This window comes from Amycolatopsis melonis (assembly GCF_040064235.1).
GTDB classification, from domain to species: Bacteria; Actinomycetota; Actinomycetes; order Mycobacteriales; family Pseudonocardiaceae; genus Amycolatopsis; species Amycolatopsis melonis.
On sequence record NZ_JBDZYD010000001.1, the window covers coordinates 259,852 to 274,515 of the forward strand.

10 protein-coding genes are annotated in these 14,664 nt (G+C 73.2%); 9 read left to right on the top strand and 1 reads right to left on the bottom strand.

Features of this window, described 5'->3' with window-relative positions; genetic code table 11:
• The first annotated feature begins 19 nt into the window (after window positions 1-19).
• The 6 genes from ABJI51_RS01210 to ABJI51_RS01235 all read left to right on the top strand — a co-directional run bounded on the left by ABJI51_RS01210 (window position 20) and on the right by ABJI51_RS01235 (window position 8,224).
• Window positions 20-1,711, top strand: coding sequence for a pyridoxal phosphate-dependent decarboxylase family protein (locus ABJI51_RS01210; protein ID WP_348946971.1), 1,692 nt, complete (start codon window positions 20-22; stop codon window positions 1,709-1,711).
• Entirely contained in the window at window positions 1,708-2,985 is a 1,278-nt protein-coding gene (locus ABJI51_RS01215; RefSeq protein ID WP_348946972.1) for a lysine N(6)-hydroxylase/L-ornithine N(5)-oxygenase family protein, read from the top strand. The genes ABJI51_RS01210 and ABJI51_RS01215 overlap by 4 nt, the downstream gene beginning before the upstream one ends.
• The gene (locus tag ABJI51_RS01220) at window positions 2,982-4,721 is read left to right on the top strand and encodes an IucA/IucC family protein (RefSeq protein WP_348946974.1); all 1,740 of its coding nucleotides are present in this window, start codon (window positions 2,982-2,984) and stop codon (window positions 4,719-4,721) included. The genes ABJI51_RS01215 and ABJI51_RS01220 overlap by 4 nt, the downstream gene beginning before the upstream one ends.
• Complete coding sequence (locus ABJI51_RS01225; RefSeq protein ID WP_348946975.1) at window positions 4,718-6,025, top strand: type I glutamate--ammonia ligase; 1,308 nt, start codon at window positions 4,718-4,720, stop codon at window positions 6,023-6,025. Before ABJI51_RS01220 ends, ABJI51_RS01225 begins: the two co-directional genes overlap by 4 nt.
• 91 nt (window positions 6,026-6,116) lie before the next feature.
• Window positions 6,117-7,046, top strand: a complete 930-nt coding sequence (locus ABJI51_RS01230) for an alpha/beta fold hydrolase (RefSeq protein WP_348946976.1) — start codon at window positions 6,117-6,119, stop codon at window positions 7,044-7,046.
• Complete coding sequence (locus ABJI51_RS01235; protein ID WP_348946977.1) at window positions 7,043-8,224, top strand: hypothetical protein; 1,182 nt, start codon at window positions 7,043-7,045, stop codon at window positions 8,222-8,224. The genes ABJI51_RS01230 and ABJI51_RS01235 overlap by 4 nt, the downstream gene beginning before the upstream one ends.
• Window positions 8,225-8,318: 94 nt before the next feature.
• Here the strand turns inward: ABJI51_RS01235 and ABJI51_RS01240 are convergent, their stop codons facing one another.
• A complete protein-coding gene (locus ABJI51_RS01240) occupies window positions 8,319-10,568 on the bottom strand; it encodes an ATP-binding protein (RefSeq protein WP_348946978.1) in 2,250 nt (749 codons plus the stop codon).
• A gap of 210 nt (window positions 10,569-10,778) precedes the next feature.
• Here ABJI51_RS01240 and ABJI51_RS01245 point away from each other — a divergent pair, with 210 nt between their 5' ends.
• From ABJI51_RS01245 to merB, 3 genes are all read left to right on the top strand, one after another.
• Window positions 10,779-11,468, top strand: coding sequence for an RICIN domain-containing protein (locus ABJI51_RS01245; RefSeq protein ID WP_348946979.1), 690 nt, complete (start codon window positions 10,779-10,781; stop codon window positions 11,466-11,468).
• Between the two features lie 143 nt (window positions 11,469-11,611).
• On the top strand, window positions 11,612-13,501 hold the full coding sequence (locus tag ABJI51_RS01250) for an intein-containing Rv2578c family radical SAM protein (protein WP_348946980.1): 1,890 nt from the start codon (window positions 11,612-11,614) through the stop codon (window positions 13,499-13,501).
• A 102-nt stretch (window positions 13,502-13,603) separates the two neighbouring features.
• Window positions 13,604-14,206 (top strand): organomercurial lyase, encoded by a 603-nt coding sequence (merB, locus tag ABJI51_RS01255; protein WP_348946981.1) that lies wholly within the window; start codon window positions 13,604-13,606, stop codon window positions 14,204-14,206.
• Window positions 14,207-14,664 lie beyond the last annotated feature (458 nt).

Consider the following 14,664-nt stretch of genomic DNA (forward strand, 5'->3'; position numbering starts at 1 on the left):
CTAAGAAAGGCAGGGGTCGATGCGGGGAGACGGGCTGGCCGGAGGCAACGGCGGCGCAGAACGGCTCGGCAAGCTGATTCCGGCGGCGTTACGCGGGATGGCGGCGGGGGTCGCGGAGCGCGGTGGCCCGGTGCCGGCCGGTGGACCGGCGGCGGTGGCGGCGGCTCTGGTGGCCGAGCACGGTGAGCCCGCGGCGTTGGTGGCTGAGCCTGCGGCGCCCGCCGCGCTGGCGGTCGAGCGCGGCGGCCCGGTTCCGGCAGGCGGCCCGGCTGCGGTGGCCGCGGCTCTGGTGGCCGAGCCCGCGGCGCCCGCCGCGCTGGTGGCCGAGCGCGGCGGTCCGGTTCCGGCAGGCGGCCCGGCTGCGCCGCCCGCGGCCTTGGTGGCCGAGCGCAGCGGCCCGGTTCCGGCAGGCGGTCCGGCCGCGCTCGTAGCCGATCCCGCGCCGCCCGCCGCACTGCCCCGCCATGGCGTCGGTGCCGAAGCCGCCCTCGAAGAACTCTGCCGCCTGCTGGCCGCGGGCTCGGCCGATCCCGCCGACCCGGCCTGCGCCGCCCACCTGCACTGCCCGCCGCTCGCCGTGTCCGTTGCCGCGGATGTCGTTGCCAGTGCGCTCAACCCCTCGATGGACTCCTGGGACCAGGCTCCCGTCGCGAGCGAACTCGAACGCGAATTCACCGCCGGAATCGCCCGGTTGTGTTACCCCGGCGCCGCGTCCCCCGATGCCGTCGTCACCACCGGCGGCACCGAGTCCAACCTCCTCGGCCTGCTCCTCGCCCGCGAAACCGGCATCGTGCAGTCCTTCTGCGGGGCCAACGCCCACCACAGCGTGGCCCGCGCGGCCTGGCTGCTCGGCCTGCCCGCCCCCGTCGTCGTCCCCTGCGAAGGCGACCGGATGCTCCCGGACGCCCTCGCCGCCGTCCTCACCCCGGGCAGCGTCGTCGTCGCCACCGCCGGGACCACCAACACCGGGACGCTCGATCCGCTGCCGGAGATCGCCGCCGTCTGCCGCCGTGCCGGGGCCCGCCTTCACGTCGACGCCGCCTACGGGGGCACCGCCCTGTGCAGCGACGTCCTGCGGCCGAAGCTGGCCGGGCTGGACCTGGCCGACTCCGTCGCCCTCGACCTGCACAAGTTCGGCTGGCAGCCGGTCGCCGCGGGCCTCTTCGCCGCCCGGGAAGCCGCCGATCTCGCCTCGCTCACCGTCCGCGCGGAGTACCTCAACGCCGACGACGACACCGAAGCCGGCCTGCCCGACCTGCTCGGCCGCTCGATCCGCACGTCCCGGCGGCCGGACGCGTTCCGGATGGCCGTCACCGTGCGCGCGCTCGGCACCGACGGCCTCGGCGCCCTCGTCGAACGCTGCTGCGCCACCGCGGCCGAGGTCGCCCGGCGCGTCGAGGCGCACCCCGGCCTGCGGCTCTGGGGCGTGCCGGAGCTGTCCACCGTGGTGCTGCGGCCGGTCGTCGCCGACGAGACCGGCGACGACGACCTCGTCGCGCGCGTGCGCCGCGCCCTCCTCGAAGCCGGCACCGCGGTCGTCGGCCGCGCCACGCTCCCGACCGGGCCCGGCGGCGCCGCCCAGCTGTGGCTCAAGCTGACGCTGCTGCACCCGCACACGACCGCGGACGACTACGCGCCGCTGCTCGACCACATCGCCGCCACCGCGGGTGCCGAGCTGGTGGCCGGCCGGGAAAGCCCGGTCGCTTCGTGAGGCGCCACCACCTCGCCGGTGTCGGGATCGGGCCGTTCAACCTGTCCCTGGCCGCGCTGGCCGCCCCGGTCGCCGGGCTCGACGCCGTCTTCTTCGACGCCCGCCCGGAGTTCCGCTGGCACCCGGGCCTGCTGATCGACGGCGCGACGCTGCAGGTGCCGTTCCTGGCCGACCTGGTCACGCTCGTCGACCCGACCAGCCCGTTCTCCTTCCTCAGCTATCTGCGCGACCGCGGACGGCTGCTGCCGTTCTACTTCGCCGAGCGGTTCCACATCCCGCGTGCCGAGTACGACGACTACGGCCGCTGGGCCGCCGCGCGGCTGCCTTCGTGCCGGTTCGGCCACGAGGTGGCCGGCATCCGGTGGGCAGGCGACGCGTTCGAGCTGACCGTCACCGGGACCGAGCCGGTGCTCGCCGACCACGTCGTGCTCGGCATCGGCTCGGTGCCGTCGATCCCAGAGCCGCTGCGGGCGCTGGTGCACGATCCCGGCGTCCTGGCCCTGCACTCGGCCGACTACCTCGCGCACCGGCAGGAGCTGCTCGACGCCGGCCGCGTCACGGTCGTCGGGTCCGGCCAGTCGGGCGCGGAGGTGGTGCTGGACCTGCTGCGCAGCCGATCCACTGTGGACGGTCTGCGCTGGCTCGCCCGCACCCCCGCGTTCGCGCCGATGGAGTACTCCAAGCTCGGGCTGGAACAGTTCACCCCGGACTACACGGCCTACTTCCACGGCCTGCCCGAGCCGGTCCGCGACCGGCTGCTACCGAGCCAGTGGCAGCTGTACAAGGGAATCGACACCGAGACGATCGGCGCGATCCACGACGAGCTGTACCGCCGCAGCATCACCGGCCCGCCCGGCGCCGTGCTCACCCCCGGCGTCGAGGTCGTCTCGGCGTCCCTTGTGGACGGTGAGATCGAACTCGGGCTGCGGCACGCCCAGCAGGACCGGACCGCGGCCGTCCGCACCGACGCCGTCGTCGCGGCCACCGGGTACACCGAAGCGCCGGCCGGGAAGCTGCTGGCCGGGCTCGGCGACGCCGTCCGCCGCGACCGGCAGGGCCGCCTGGTCGTCGGCGCCGACTACCGCGTCGCCCTCGACGTGCCGGGGTCGCTGTTCGTGCAGAACGCCGAACGGCACACCCACGGGCCCGGCGCGCCCGACCTCGGCCTCGGCGCGTGGCGGGCGGCCGTGATCCTCAACGCCGTGTGCGGCAAGACCGTGCACGAGCTGCCCGACCGCACCGCGTTCACCACGTTCGGCCTGGAGGAGAAGTGAGCATCGACGAGGCGGCCGCCTGGCGGGCGGCCGGTGCCCTGATCGTGCACAAGATGCTCGGGGAGCTGTCCTACGAGCACATGCTGGAACCCGTGGCCGACGGCGACGGCTACCGGCTGGACCTCCCGGACGGCGTCACCTACACGTTCCGGGCCCGCCGCGGCGCCTTCGAGGCGTGGACGGTCGAGCCCGGCAGCGCCCGCCGCAACGGCGAGCCGGTCACCGACCCGCGCACCCTCGTCGCCGACGCGCGGAAAACGCTGGGGCTGACCGGGTTGCGGCTGGCCGACGTCCTGGCCGAGCTGACCGCGACGGTCGCCAACGAGGCTGCCCGACTGCGCCGCGCGCCGTCCGCTGCGGAACTGTCCACGATGGACTACAACGTCGCCGACGGGCACCTCACCGGGCACCCGCGGCTGGTGCTCAACAAGGGCCGCGTCGGGTTCTCCGCCGCCGACCGCGCCCGCTACGCGCCGGAGTCCGGGGCCGATGTCCGGCTGCGTTGGTTCGCCGTCCACCCCGCGCACGCCGAGTTCCGCTGCGTCGGCGAGCTGAGCCGGGATGCGTTGCTGGACCACGAACTCGGCGGTCTGCGGGAGGAGTTCTCGCGGCGGGCGCCCGAGGACTACGTCTGGGTGCCGGTCCATCCTTGGCAGGCCGACGAAATCCTCGGCACGCTCTACGCCGCCGAACTCGCCACCGGCGTCGTCGTCGACCTGGGGGAGAGCACCGACGCCTACCGGCCGCACCAGACGGTCCGGACCCTGGCGAACGTGAGCACCCCGCATCGCCACGACGTCAAGACCGCCGTGTCGGTGCGCAACACCCTCGTCTACCGCGGCCTGAACTCCGCTGCCACGCTTGCCGGGCCGTCGGTGACGTCGTGGCTGCGGCGGATCGGCGCGGAAGACCCGCTGCTGACCGAGAAGTACCGGTTCGGGCTGCTCGGCGAGGTCGCGAGCGTGTCGGTCAGGCATCCGCTGTTCGGGCACCTGGAAGAACTCCCGTACCGGTTCCACGAAACCCTCGGCGCCCTGTGGCGCGAGCCGCTCGTCGCGCAGCTCGCCGAGGGGGAGCGCGCGCTCTCGTTCGCCGCGCTGCCCTACCGCGGCCCCGACGGCGTTTCGGTACTGGCTCACCTGATCGGCGACCGCGATCCCGTGGGGTGGCTGACGCGGCTGTTCGACCTGCTGCTCACGCCGTTGCTGCAGTGGCTGCTGCGGCACGGGGTCGGGTTCTGCCCGCACGGCCAGAACCTGGTCCTGGTCACCGACGCCACCGGGTTCCCGCAGCGCGTGCTGATCAAGGACTTCGCCCAGGGCGTCGACCTGCTCGACGAACAGCTCGCCAGCTACGAGAGCCTGCCGCCCGAGGCCGCGGCGGACATGCTGCGCTGGCCCGCGCACCTGCTCGCCCAGTCGCTGTTCAGCTCGGTGTTCTCCGGCCAGTTCCGGTTCTGGGCCGAGGTCCTGCTCGACGAGCTGGGCCTGCCGCGCGCGGCGTTCTGGGCGCCGGTACGGGAGATCGTCGGCCGCTACCGCGACGAGAACCCGGACCTGGCCGCGCGGTTCGACGCGTGCCGCCTGTTCGCCCCGGACGTCGAGCGCGTGACGCTCAACCGCGAGCACTTCGCCGGCCAGGGCTTCGACAAGGTGGAGCGCGACGACGAGTTCGACGTCCGGTGGGGCCGGGTGCCGAACCCGCTGCACGCCCCGGACCCGGGCGGCGCCTGGTGACGGCCTTCGCGCGGCCCGCCGGCCCGCGGTCGCTGGCCGCCCGGCGCGCGGCGGCCGCGGCGGGGGAGGCGGTGCTGCGCGGCGTGCTCGCCGAAGACGGCACGCGGCTGCTCCTGCTGGTGCCCGACCCGCACGCCCGGTTCGCCGCGGTCGAGCTGGCCGCGCCGTTCGCCGCCGAAGTCCTCGACGACGGGTACGGCGTCTGCAGCTACGTCTTCGCGTGGACGCCGTCCCGCGATCCGCTGCCTGCCGCCGGTGTGCTGGGCGGCTACCTCGACGGCTTCGGCGACCTGCGGATGCGGCCCGACGCGGCGAGCGCGATCCCGCTGGGCGAGCGGACCTGGGCGGTGGTGTGCGATGCGGAGTGGCCGTCCGGCCAGGCCGCGGAGCTGGCGCCGCGCGAAGTGCTGCGTGGCCAGCTGGCGGCGCTGGAAGGGCTCGGCCTGGTCCCGTCGGTCGGCATCGAGCACGAGGTCGTGTTCCGGGACGCGCAGGGCCAGCCACTCACCGGCCATGGCGTCGACTACGCGGTGGGCGGCACCGAACGCCTGGCGCCGCTGCTGCGCGACCTCCGGACGGCGCTGGAGGAGGCCGGGCTGGGCGTCGAGTCGGCGCGCGCGGAGTGTCACCCGGGGCAGTACGAAATCGTGCTGCGCCACCGGGACGCGCTGGCCGCCTGCGACGACGTCCTGCTGCAGCAGCTGATCGTGCGCCGGGTCGCCGCGCGGCACGGCGTCACCGCGGACTACCTGGCGGCGCCGGAGCCGGGACAGGGCAACTCCGGGCACGTGCACCTCTCGCTGTCCACAATGGATGGCTCGGAAACCCCGCTGCTGGGCGGATTCCTGGCCGGGGTGCTCCGCGACGCGCGGGCGCTGACGGCGGTGTGGGCCCCGACGTGGAACGGCTACGTCCGGCTGCGCACGGCGCCGTTCTCCCCGCGCGAGGTCCGCTGGGGGCACGACGACCGGACCGCGTCGGTGCGGGTCGCCGGTGCCGGGGAGAACCGTCGGCTGGAGTTCCGCTTCGCCGGGGCCGACGCGCAGCCGCACCTCGTAGTCGCGGCGTTGCTGGCCGCCGGGCGGTTCGGGCTGGAGGAGGGGCTGACGCCGCCCGATCCAGGCGTGACGGTGGACTCGCTGGCGACGTCACCGTGGGAAGCGCTGTCGTTGCTGGACCGCGCGGGGGAGCTGCTCGGCGCGGACGTCGCCGCGCAGCTGACGGCGTTGCTCACCGAGGAGATCGAAGCCGGGCTGGGTGTGGTCACCGAATGGCAGCGGCGCCGGGGCGCGCTGCGCTCCTGAGTACGGTTGGGTAACGGTTGGTGCCCGCGCTGTCACGCGCCGCATGATCACGGCGACTCCCTGCACAGCCGAGCGCAGGGGTGGAGCCGCAGTGGGCAAACCGGACGAGTACTTCCCGTTCGAACTCGACCATGACCCGGCGGTCTTCGGGCTGGTCCGGGCCCACCGCGACGGACCGTTCGGCAGGCTGCACTACCTGCACAGCCCGGACCCGTCCGGCGGCACGGTCACGGTGTTCCTGCACGGCGTCGCCAACGACTGGACGACGTGGACGCCGATCCTGCGGGTCGCCCGCAAGCGCGGCGACGACCTCGGCGAGCTGCTGCTGGTCGACCTGCCCGGGTTCGGGGCGTCGGAGAACACGAAGGACCACCTGGACATGGGGCAGGTGGGGGACCTGGTGCTCGACGTGGCCGCGGAGCTGGGCTACCGGTCGGTGCGGCTGGCCGGGCATTCGATGGGCGGGTTCCTCGCACTCGACATGGCCGGCCGCAATCCCGGTGTCGTCACGTCGGTCCACCTGGTCGCGGGCGCGTACTTTTCGGTGATCCGGACGGTGCAGAACCCGTGGACCAGCCTGGTCCGGCGGCCCAGGGTGGCGGCGGCCTACTTCTCGCAGAGCGCGCTGGCGACGCTCGGGCCCGCCGGGCTGCGCGGGATGGCGTTGCTGCGCCGTGCCCGTCTCCTTCCGTTGACACTGCGGGGATTCCTGGCGTATCCGTGGCGGGCGAACCGGACGTTCCTCGACCGGCTCACGGTGGGCATGCGCCCGCGGTCGTTCCTGCTCGCCGCCCAGAACGGCGCCGACTACCGCCCGGAGGTGCGGTGGCGGCGGATCCGCTGCCCGCTGGTCGCCGTGTTCGGGGTGAAGGACAAGCTGGTCCCGGTGGCCGACATGGTCGACCTGCGGCGCGTGTGCGAGCACGCCGAGACGCACCTGCTCGACAGCTGTGCCCACTTCCCGCACGTCGAGATGCCCGAGCGTACGTATGCGTTCCTGTTCGGCGGGACCGCGCGGTGAGCGCCCGCCCGTTCGCCCCGGGCCGCCCGGCCGCGGAGCTGCTGCTGGTGCTCGGCGTGCCCGCCGCCATGGTGTACATGGCGGTTTCGTCGGCGGTCCACGGAACGCTGACGGCGCCGGGCTGCAGCCCGGGCCGCATCCTGGCGTTGATGTTCTTCGGGCCGGACAACCAGGGCCTGACGTGTGTCCGGCTGCCGTTCACGGCCGACCTGCCCAGCCTGGGCCTCGGCGTGACGTCGGAGATGGCGGTGGTGCTGTATCTGCTGCTGGTGCGGCGCCTGCGCAACCTCGACCGCGTGCTGTCCGGCGGCAGCACGGCGATCTTCGACCGCGGCCAGCTGGAACAGGAGCCGATGAAGAAGCGCTACGACGACTTCTTCGCGAAGCTGCGCGTGTCCAAGCGGCGCCAGCTCCTGCTGCTGGCGGGCGTCCTCGCCGTGGGAATCTGGTTCTACGTCAATGTTTCCGGCAGCAGCCACCTGTTCAAGGCACTGCCCGACATCCAGGGCGTCCACCACCCGGCCCCGGCGCTGCAGGAGGCCTACCGGCTGTCGTGGTGGGCCCGCTGGCAGACCGACCCGGCCATGGCCGCCCTGTGGATCGTCGTCGGCTCGATCGGCACGTATTTCGCGTGCCGGCAGGCATATTTGTACTACCACCTGGCCCGCCTGTTCCGCGACGCCCCGAAACTGATGGTGTTCCACCACGTCCCGGCCCGCGTCGACCGCGACCACGGCTGGCGCCCGGTCGGCGGTCTCGTGGCGGTGGCGTATTTTTCGTCGCTGTCGTTCGTGTGCTCCCTGATCGTGCTGATCTACATCATGCGCGACCCGGAGGCGGCGCCCGCCTACCGCCTGTTCGTCAACATCCTGCTGGCCACGGTGGCTTTCGTGGGCATGGTGCTCAACGTGGCCATGCTGACGACGCTCCGCCGCGGTATCGCCAAGGCCTACGAAACGACGTTGCGCGACAAGATCCTGGCGTTGAACGCGGACAGCGACGCGGCCGAGGAGGAGGGCGACCACTTGGCGGCCCGCACGATCCGCCTCGAAGCCGACCACCTCGTCGGCGACGCGGGCTACCCGGTACGCGGTCGCGCGGTGCGGTTCGCATCGCTGGCGTCGGGACTGATTCCGGTGCTGAAGCTGAGTCATGACGTGATCAACCTGTATTTCTGAGGATCGGCGGCCGGAAAGTGGCCGGCTCGGCTGGATGCAGGGCGAAGGTCCTGTTCATGACGTCGACGTTACCGACCATCGAACAGAAGTTCGACTACACGATCGAGTGGACCAACGGGCTCAGCCGGGCGGAAACACGGTGCGCGTCGGCAATCCGGTTCTGCGACTCGAACATGGTCAGCGCGGTGCGCCACGCGTGTTCCGCCTCGCGGGTGTTCCCCATCGCCGCGTGGACTTCCGCGATGTCCTCCCACGCATTGGCTTCGGCGAACTCGTCGCCGATCTCTTCGTACAGCGGGATGGATCGCCGGAGATGCCACAGCGCTTCGGCGTACTGGCCCGTCTTCTTCGCGATGTACCCGAGGCTGTGGAGCACCGCGCACACTTCCTTGCCGCGGCCCCTGCCTTCGCCCAGCATGCCGAGCGCCCTCGTGCACAGCTCTCTCGCCGTGTCGAACTCTCCGAGCATGACCTGGTGCCAGCCCATGGCGTTGAGGGCGTTGGCCTCGTCGTCCGGCTTGCCCAGAGAACGGAACAGCCGCGCGGACTTGAGTGCGTACCCCACTGCCGTCCGGTGGTCGTTGCCGCGCTCCGCCAGGTGGGTCAGGACGCCGTAGGTGTGCGCGAGCGCCTCGGTGAACCCGTGCTCTTCGTTGATCAGCCGGGCCCGTTCCAGGTAGCCGGCCGCCTCGGCGTGGCGGCCGAGCTTCAGGTGGTCGTAGCCCAGGTTCCGGGCGGTGATCGCGATGGCCTCCGGCTCGTTCAGTGCCTCCGCGGCGGCGAGTGCCCGCTGCGAGGAGACCAGGTTCTCTTCGAACATGCCGCGTCGCCAGTGGAAGATGCCCAGTCCCTGAGCCAGCCGCCAGACCCGGGCGTGCCAGCCCTGCGCCGCTGCCAGTGCCTGGATCTCCAGCAGGATGTCGTGTTCGGTGGCCAGCCACGTCATCGCCGCACCGATGTCCCGCGGCACTTCCGGGACGCAGCCCGGCCCGGGGGCGCCGAGTTCGAGCACGGCGGGCCGGTCGCGCAGCATCCGGTCCGCGGCGATCGTGGTGTGCACGTAGTGGTCGACCAGGCGTTCCAGCGCCGCGGCGCGGTCGTGCGCCGGGAGGACGGCGCGGGCCCGTTCGGCCGCGTAGAGCGCGGTCAGGTCGTGCATCCGGTACCGGCCGGGCTGCGGCTGGTGGACGAGGTGGGCGTGCTCGAGCGCGCGCAGCAGCCGCCGGGCCGCGGGCACGGGCCGCGCCGCGAGGCTGGCCACCACCGGCACGCCGACGTCCGGCGACGGCAGCAGCCCGAGCAACCCGAAAAGCCGGGCGGCTCCGGCGTCCAATGCGCTGTAGGACGCGGAAAAGACAGCCCTCAGATTGGCGGTGAACTCACCGGCGTCGAAGCCGTCGAGCCGCGCGGCCGTGTTCCGCAGCTCCTCCGCCAGCGCGTGCAGGGGAAAGCCGGGATGGCCGGTGACGCGCGCCGCGACGATGCCCAGCGCCAGTGGCAGGCCCGAACAGTGGTCCAGCAGCTCCGCGACGGAGCCCGGCTCGCCGTCCGCGCGGTGGCGGCCGACGTGACCGACCAGGAGCTGCCGCGCGTCGTCGCGGTTCAGGACGTCGAGCTCCACCGCGGTCGCGCCGTGCGTGGCGACCAGCCCGGTGAGCCGGTTCCTGCTGGTCACCAGCACCGCGGAGGCCGACCGGCCGGGCAGCAGCGGGACGACCTGCTCGGTGTCGCGCGCGTTGTCGAGGACGACCAGCAGGCGGCGTCCCTCGGTGAGGCTGCGGAACAACCCGTGCAGCGCCCCGGCCTCCAGGGGCAGCGACGCCGAGGGAACACCCAGGGCCTCCAGGAAAGCGCGGAGCACCACCTCGGGCCGCACCGGGGAGCTGCTCACGTCGAATCCGCGGAGGTTCGCGTACAGCTGGCCGTCCGGGAAGTCGTCCGCGTGCCGGTGCGCCCAGTGCAACGCCAGCCAGGTCTTCCCGATCCCGCCCGCACCCCCGACGGCGGAGACGGCGACCGCGTCGCCGTCGGCGGCCCGCACCGCATCGGTCAGCTCGGCCAGCTCACGGTGCCGTCCGGTGAACCGGCGCGGAGGCGGCGGCAGCTGCCGCGGGACCACCTTGGCACTCGCCTGCTCCGCGGACATCAGCTCGGCGCGGTCGCCGTCCGGCAGTTCCAGCGCGTCGGCCAGCTGCCGCAACGAACTGCGCTGCGGATTGCGCCGGTTCCCGGTCTCCAGCCCGCGGATCGTGCGAACCGACACCCCCGAGCGCTCGGCCAGTGCCTCCTGGGTCAGCCCCGCCCGGAGCCTGAAGCGCCTGAGCGCCGCGCATTGATCACCCACGCCGATCTCCCCCTCCCGATCCCCTGGTGACGACGATAACCACGGGGCAGAAGGGAAACCAGCCACCGGCCGGTCACAGGTGGCCGGTTCGTGACCTGGTTCCGCGCTCGCGGTGAATGTCACGATGAATCCGCCGGTATCGCCGGTGGGGAATTCTCCGCGGAACGTTCTTTCCGCGCATTATCCGAGGGCATCCTGGAAGGATCGACGATGAAAAGAGTATTCGGCGCGCTTGCCGGACTGGCGCTCGGCGGCGCCCTGCTGACCGCCGGGACGGGGGTGGCCGCGGCCTCGCCGCTCCGGGCGGAAGGGACGTATCCCTACGACGCCGCGCCGGTCCGGAGCACTGCGGCCGCCCCCGGTAAGCCGGGCCCGATGCCGTCGGTGAGCTCGGCCGCGGCTGCCGAACGGCCCGCCGAACCGGCCGCTGCGAAGGCGTATTCCGCGAAGATCCGCAGTTTCGCGAGTGGCCGGGTGCTGGACGCCGACACGAACACTCTCGGCGGCAACGGGACCAAGGTGCAGCTGTGGGACGACTACGGCGACGGCCAGGTCAACCAGTGGTGGAGCTTCGGCGCCACCACCGTGACCGGGGTGTACAAGATCTACAACAACGCGAGTGGCCGCGTCCTCGACGCCGACACCAACACCCTCGGCGGCAACGGCACCTTCGTGCAGCTGTGGGACGACTACGGCAACGGGCAGCTCAACCAGTTCTGGAAGCTGGTCGACACCGGTTATCACGACGGCCGGACCGGCAACGAGCTGTACAAGTGGGTCAACTACGCCAGCGGCCGGGTGCTGGACGCCGACACCAACACTCTCGGGGGCAACGGGACCAAGGTGCAGCTGTGGGACGACTACGGACCCGGTCAGGGCAACCAGGACTGGGAGTTCTAGCCGCCCGGCCGTAACCGGGAAGGGGGAGGCGCGGCCGCCGCAGCGACCCTGCGGCGGCCGCGTTCGTCCCGGCAGTCACACCAGCACCACGACTGCGCAGAACCGGTTTGACACCTCTCTAGAACGTATGTTCGACTGGCGCGGTGCGATGGGATCGGCAGCGGACAGGGGAGGGTGAGCCGGCACTGCCCGGGCTGGAGGGCCTGGTGCGGTCGGTGCGGTCACCGGAATTCGACGGCGTCACCTTTCACGAGGTGCACGCCCGCTCGGTGCTGAACAAGGTGCCCACCGGCTCCGGGGTGCCGTTCCGCTGGACCGTCAACCCCTACCGGGGCTGCTCGCACGCCTGCACCTACTGCCTCGAAGGCGGCACCCGGATCCTGATGGCCGACGGCCGGACGAAGGCGCTCGCCGAGCTGAAGGTCGGCGACGAGATCTACGGCACCCGCGGCCACGGTGCGTCCCGGCGGCTGGTGCCCACCCGGGTCGAAGCGCACTGGACCACCCTGCGCGCCGCCTACCGGGTCACCCTCGACGACGGCACCCGGCTCGTCGCGGGCGGGGATCACCGGTTCCTCACCTCGAAGGGGTGGAAGCACGTCACCGGCAGCAAGTTCGGTGCCGCGCAGCGGCCGCACCTGGAGCCCGGCACCGAGCTGATCGGGGTCGGCCGGTTCGAGCCGACGCCGGACGAGACGCTCGGGTACCGGGCCGGCTACCTGTGCGGGATGCTGCGCTCCGGCGGGTTCGCCGCCGAGCCCGACGCCGCCGCACGGGCACTGACCTACCTGCCGGACTTCGGGGCGTCCGTCGGGTTCCTCCAGGTGCCGCCGGACCCGGACGCGCACTGGCAGCGCGGCTTCCTCGCCGGCGTCTTCGACCTCGCGGGCGACTTCGCGCGCGGTGTCCTGGCCGTCGCGCACGACGAGCCCGAGATCGCCGACGCCTTCGCCGCCGCGCTCGCCCGCTTCGGCTTCACCGCCCAGCTCGACGAGGTGCCGAAGTTCCCGACGCGGCAGGAGATCCGGCTGCTCGGCGGGGTCGGGGAGGTGCTGCGGTTCCTGCACGTGAGCAACCCGGCCGTGGTGTGGAAGCGGTCGCTCGACGGCGCCGTGATCGGCGCGAGCCGCCGCTGTGTCGAGGCGATCGAGCCGCTCGGCCTGCAGCTGCCGCTGTTCGACATCACCACCGGCACCGGCGACTTCATCGCCGACGGCATGGTGTCGCACAACTGCTTCGCCCGGAACACCCACACCTACCTCGACTTCGACGCGGGCCGCGACTTCGACACCCAGGTGATCGTCAAGGTCAACGCCCCGCAGGTGCTGGCCGCGCAGCTGAAGAAGCCGTCGTGGCGTCGCGAGCACGTCGCGATGGGCACCAACACCGACCCGTACCAGCGCGCCGAGGGCCGCTACCGGCTGATGCCGGGGATCATCACGGCGCTGGCCCGCTCCGGGACGCCGTTGTCGGTGCTGACCAAGGGCACCGTGCTGGCGCGCGACCTGCCGCTGCTGCGGGACGCCGCGGCGGACGTCCCGGTCTCCCTCGCGGTGTCGCTCGCCCTGCTCGACGGCGAGCTGCAGCACCGCCTCGAACCGGGGACGCCGAGCCCGCGGGCGCGGCTGGAGCTGATCCGCAAGGCGCGGGACGCCGGGCTGCCGTGCTCGGTGCTGGTGGCGCCGGTCCTGCCGTACCTGACCGACTCCGCCGACGCCCTCGACGCGCTGTTCGCGCAGCTCGCCGACGCGGGCGCGACGAGTGTGACGGCGTTCCCGCTGCACCTGCGGCCCGGCTCCCGCGAGTGGTTCGGCCGGTGGCTGGCCGGGACGTACCCGGCGCTCGTGCCGCGGTACCGGGAGCTGTACGCGCGCGGCAGCTATGTCGACAAGGCGTACCGGGAGCGGCTCGCCCAGCGGGTCGCGCCGTTGCTGCGGCGGCACGGCCTGGCCCCCAAGACCGGCTACGACCCGCGGGAGGAGCCGCCGCCGTCGCCGGTGGCCGGGCCCGCCGAGCAGCTCCGCCTGCTGTGAGTCCTTTGTGGACTGACCGGGTGACACGCTGCGCCGTTCGGTTGTCGTCCCGTGTCACCGGCGCCTACCGTCGAAGGGATCGATGGCGGAAGGAGCCGGACGGTGACGACCTCGCAGACCGACCGGGTCGCGGCGGCGCGGCTCGCCTGGGCGGCGCTCAAGCTGACCCGGGCCGGGCGGCACCCCGTGGGGGTCGACCGGCTGGCCGCGACGGTCGGCGTCGCCCCCGCCGAAGCCCGGCGGCTGGTCGAGCTGATCGGGTTCACGCTGCGCCACGACCTGGTCTCGACGGGCCCGGCCCCGCGCGGCGCCCACCACCGCCTGGCCCCGGCCGAGGGCACGCTCGGCGCGGGCCCGGACGGCTCGGTGGACATGTTCCTGCTGGCCATCGCGACGGGCGAGCGCGTGCACGCGGCCGCGACCTGCCCGGTCACCGGCACCCGCATCCGCATCGACCTCAACCCGCAGGCAATCCTCCAGGTCGACCCACCCGCGGCGGTGGTCGCGGCGGTCGACCTCGGGTTCGGCCTGGACAACGTCGACGCGGTGGCCTGCGCGGGCCAGCCGTTCTTCGCTTCGGCAGCCGCGGCGGCAAGCTGGCTGGTGGCGCACCCGGGCGGGCGGATCTACCAGGTCGCGGCCTACCTGGCCCAGGCACATCGCCTGGTGGCGGCGCTGGAGGCCCGGCCGCGCTTCGTGCTTTGAAGTGACGGGGTCGCGGCGCGTTGGCCCGGCCCGGGGCGGCTGCTCGGCGGTGGCGGCGGCTTGGTGATGGTGGCCTTGGCGGCGGGGCTCGCCGGTGGTGGCCGGGCGGCTTTGGCGGCGGGGCTCGCCGGTGGCGGCTCGGTGGTACCGGTCAGGCGGTGGCGACCGGTGGTGCGGGCCGCCGGTGGCGGCCTTGGCGGTGGGGCTTGGTGGCGGCCGCTTGGCGCTGGCGGCCCGGTGGTGGCGGCTTGGCGTTGGCCGCGCGCCGCCTGCCGGTGGAGGCCCGGTGGTGGTGGGCCGGTGGCGGCCCGGTCGTGGCGGCTGTGGGGGCCTGGCGGCTCTCGGCGGTCGGGCCTTGGTGGCGGCCCCTTGGCGGCCTCCGCGCAAGCCCGGCCTGCCGAAGCCGTACGCTGGGAGGTTCGTTAGCCTTCCCTGGCAGCGAGAACCCCATGTCGAAG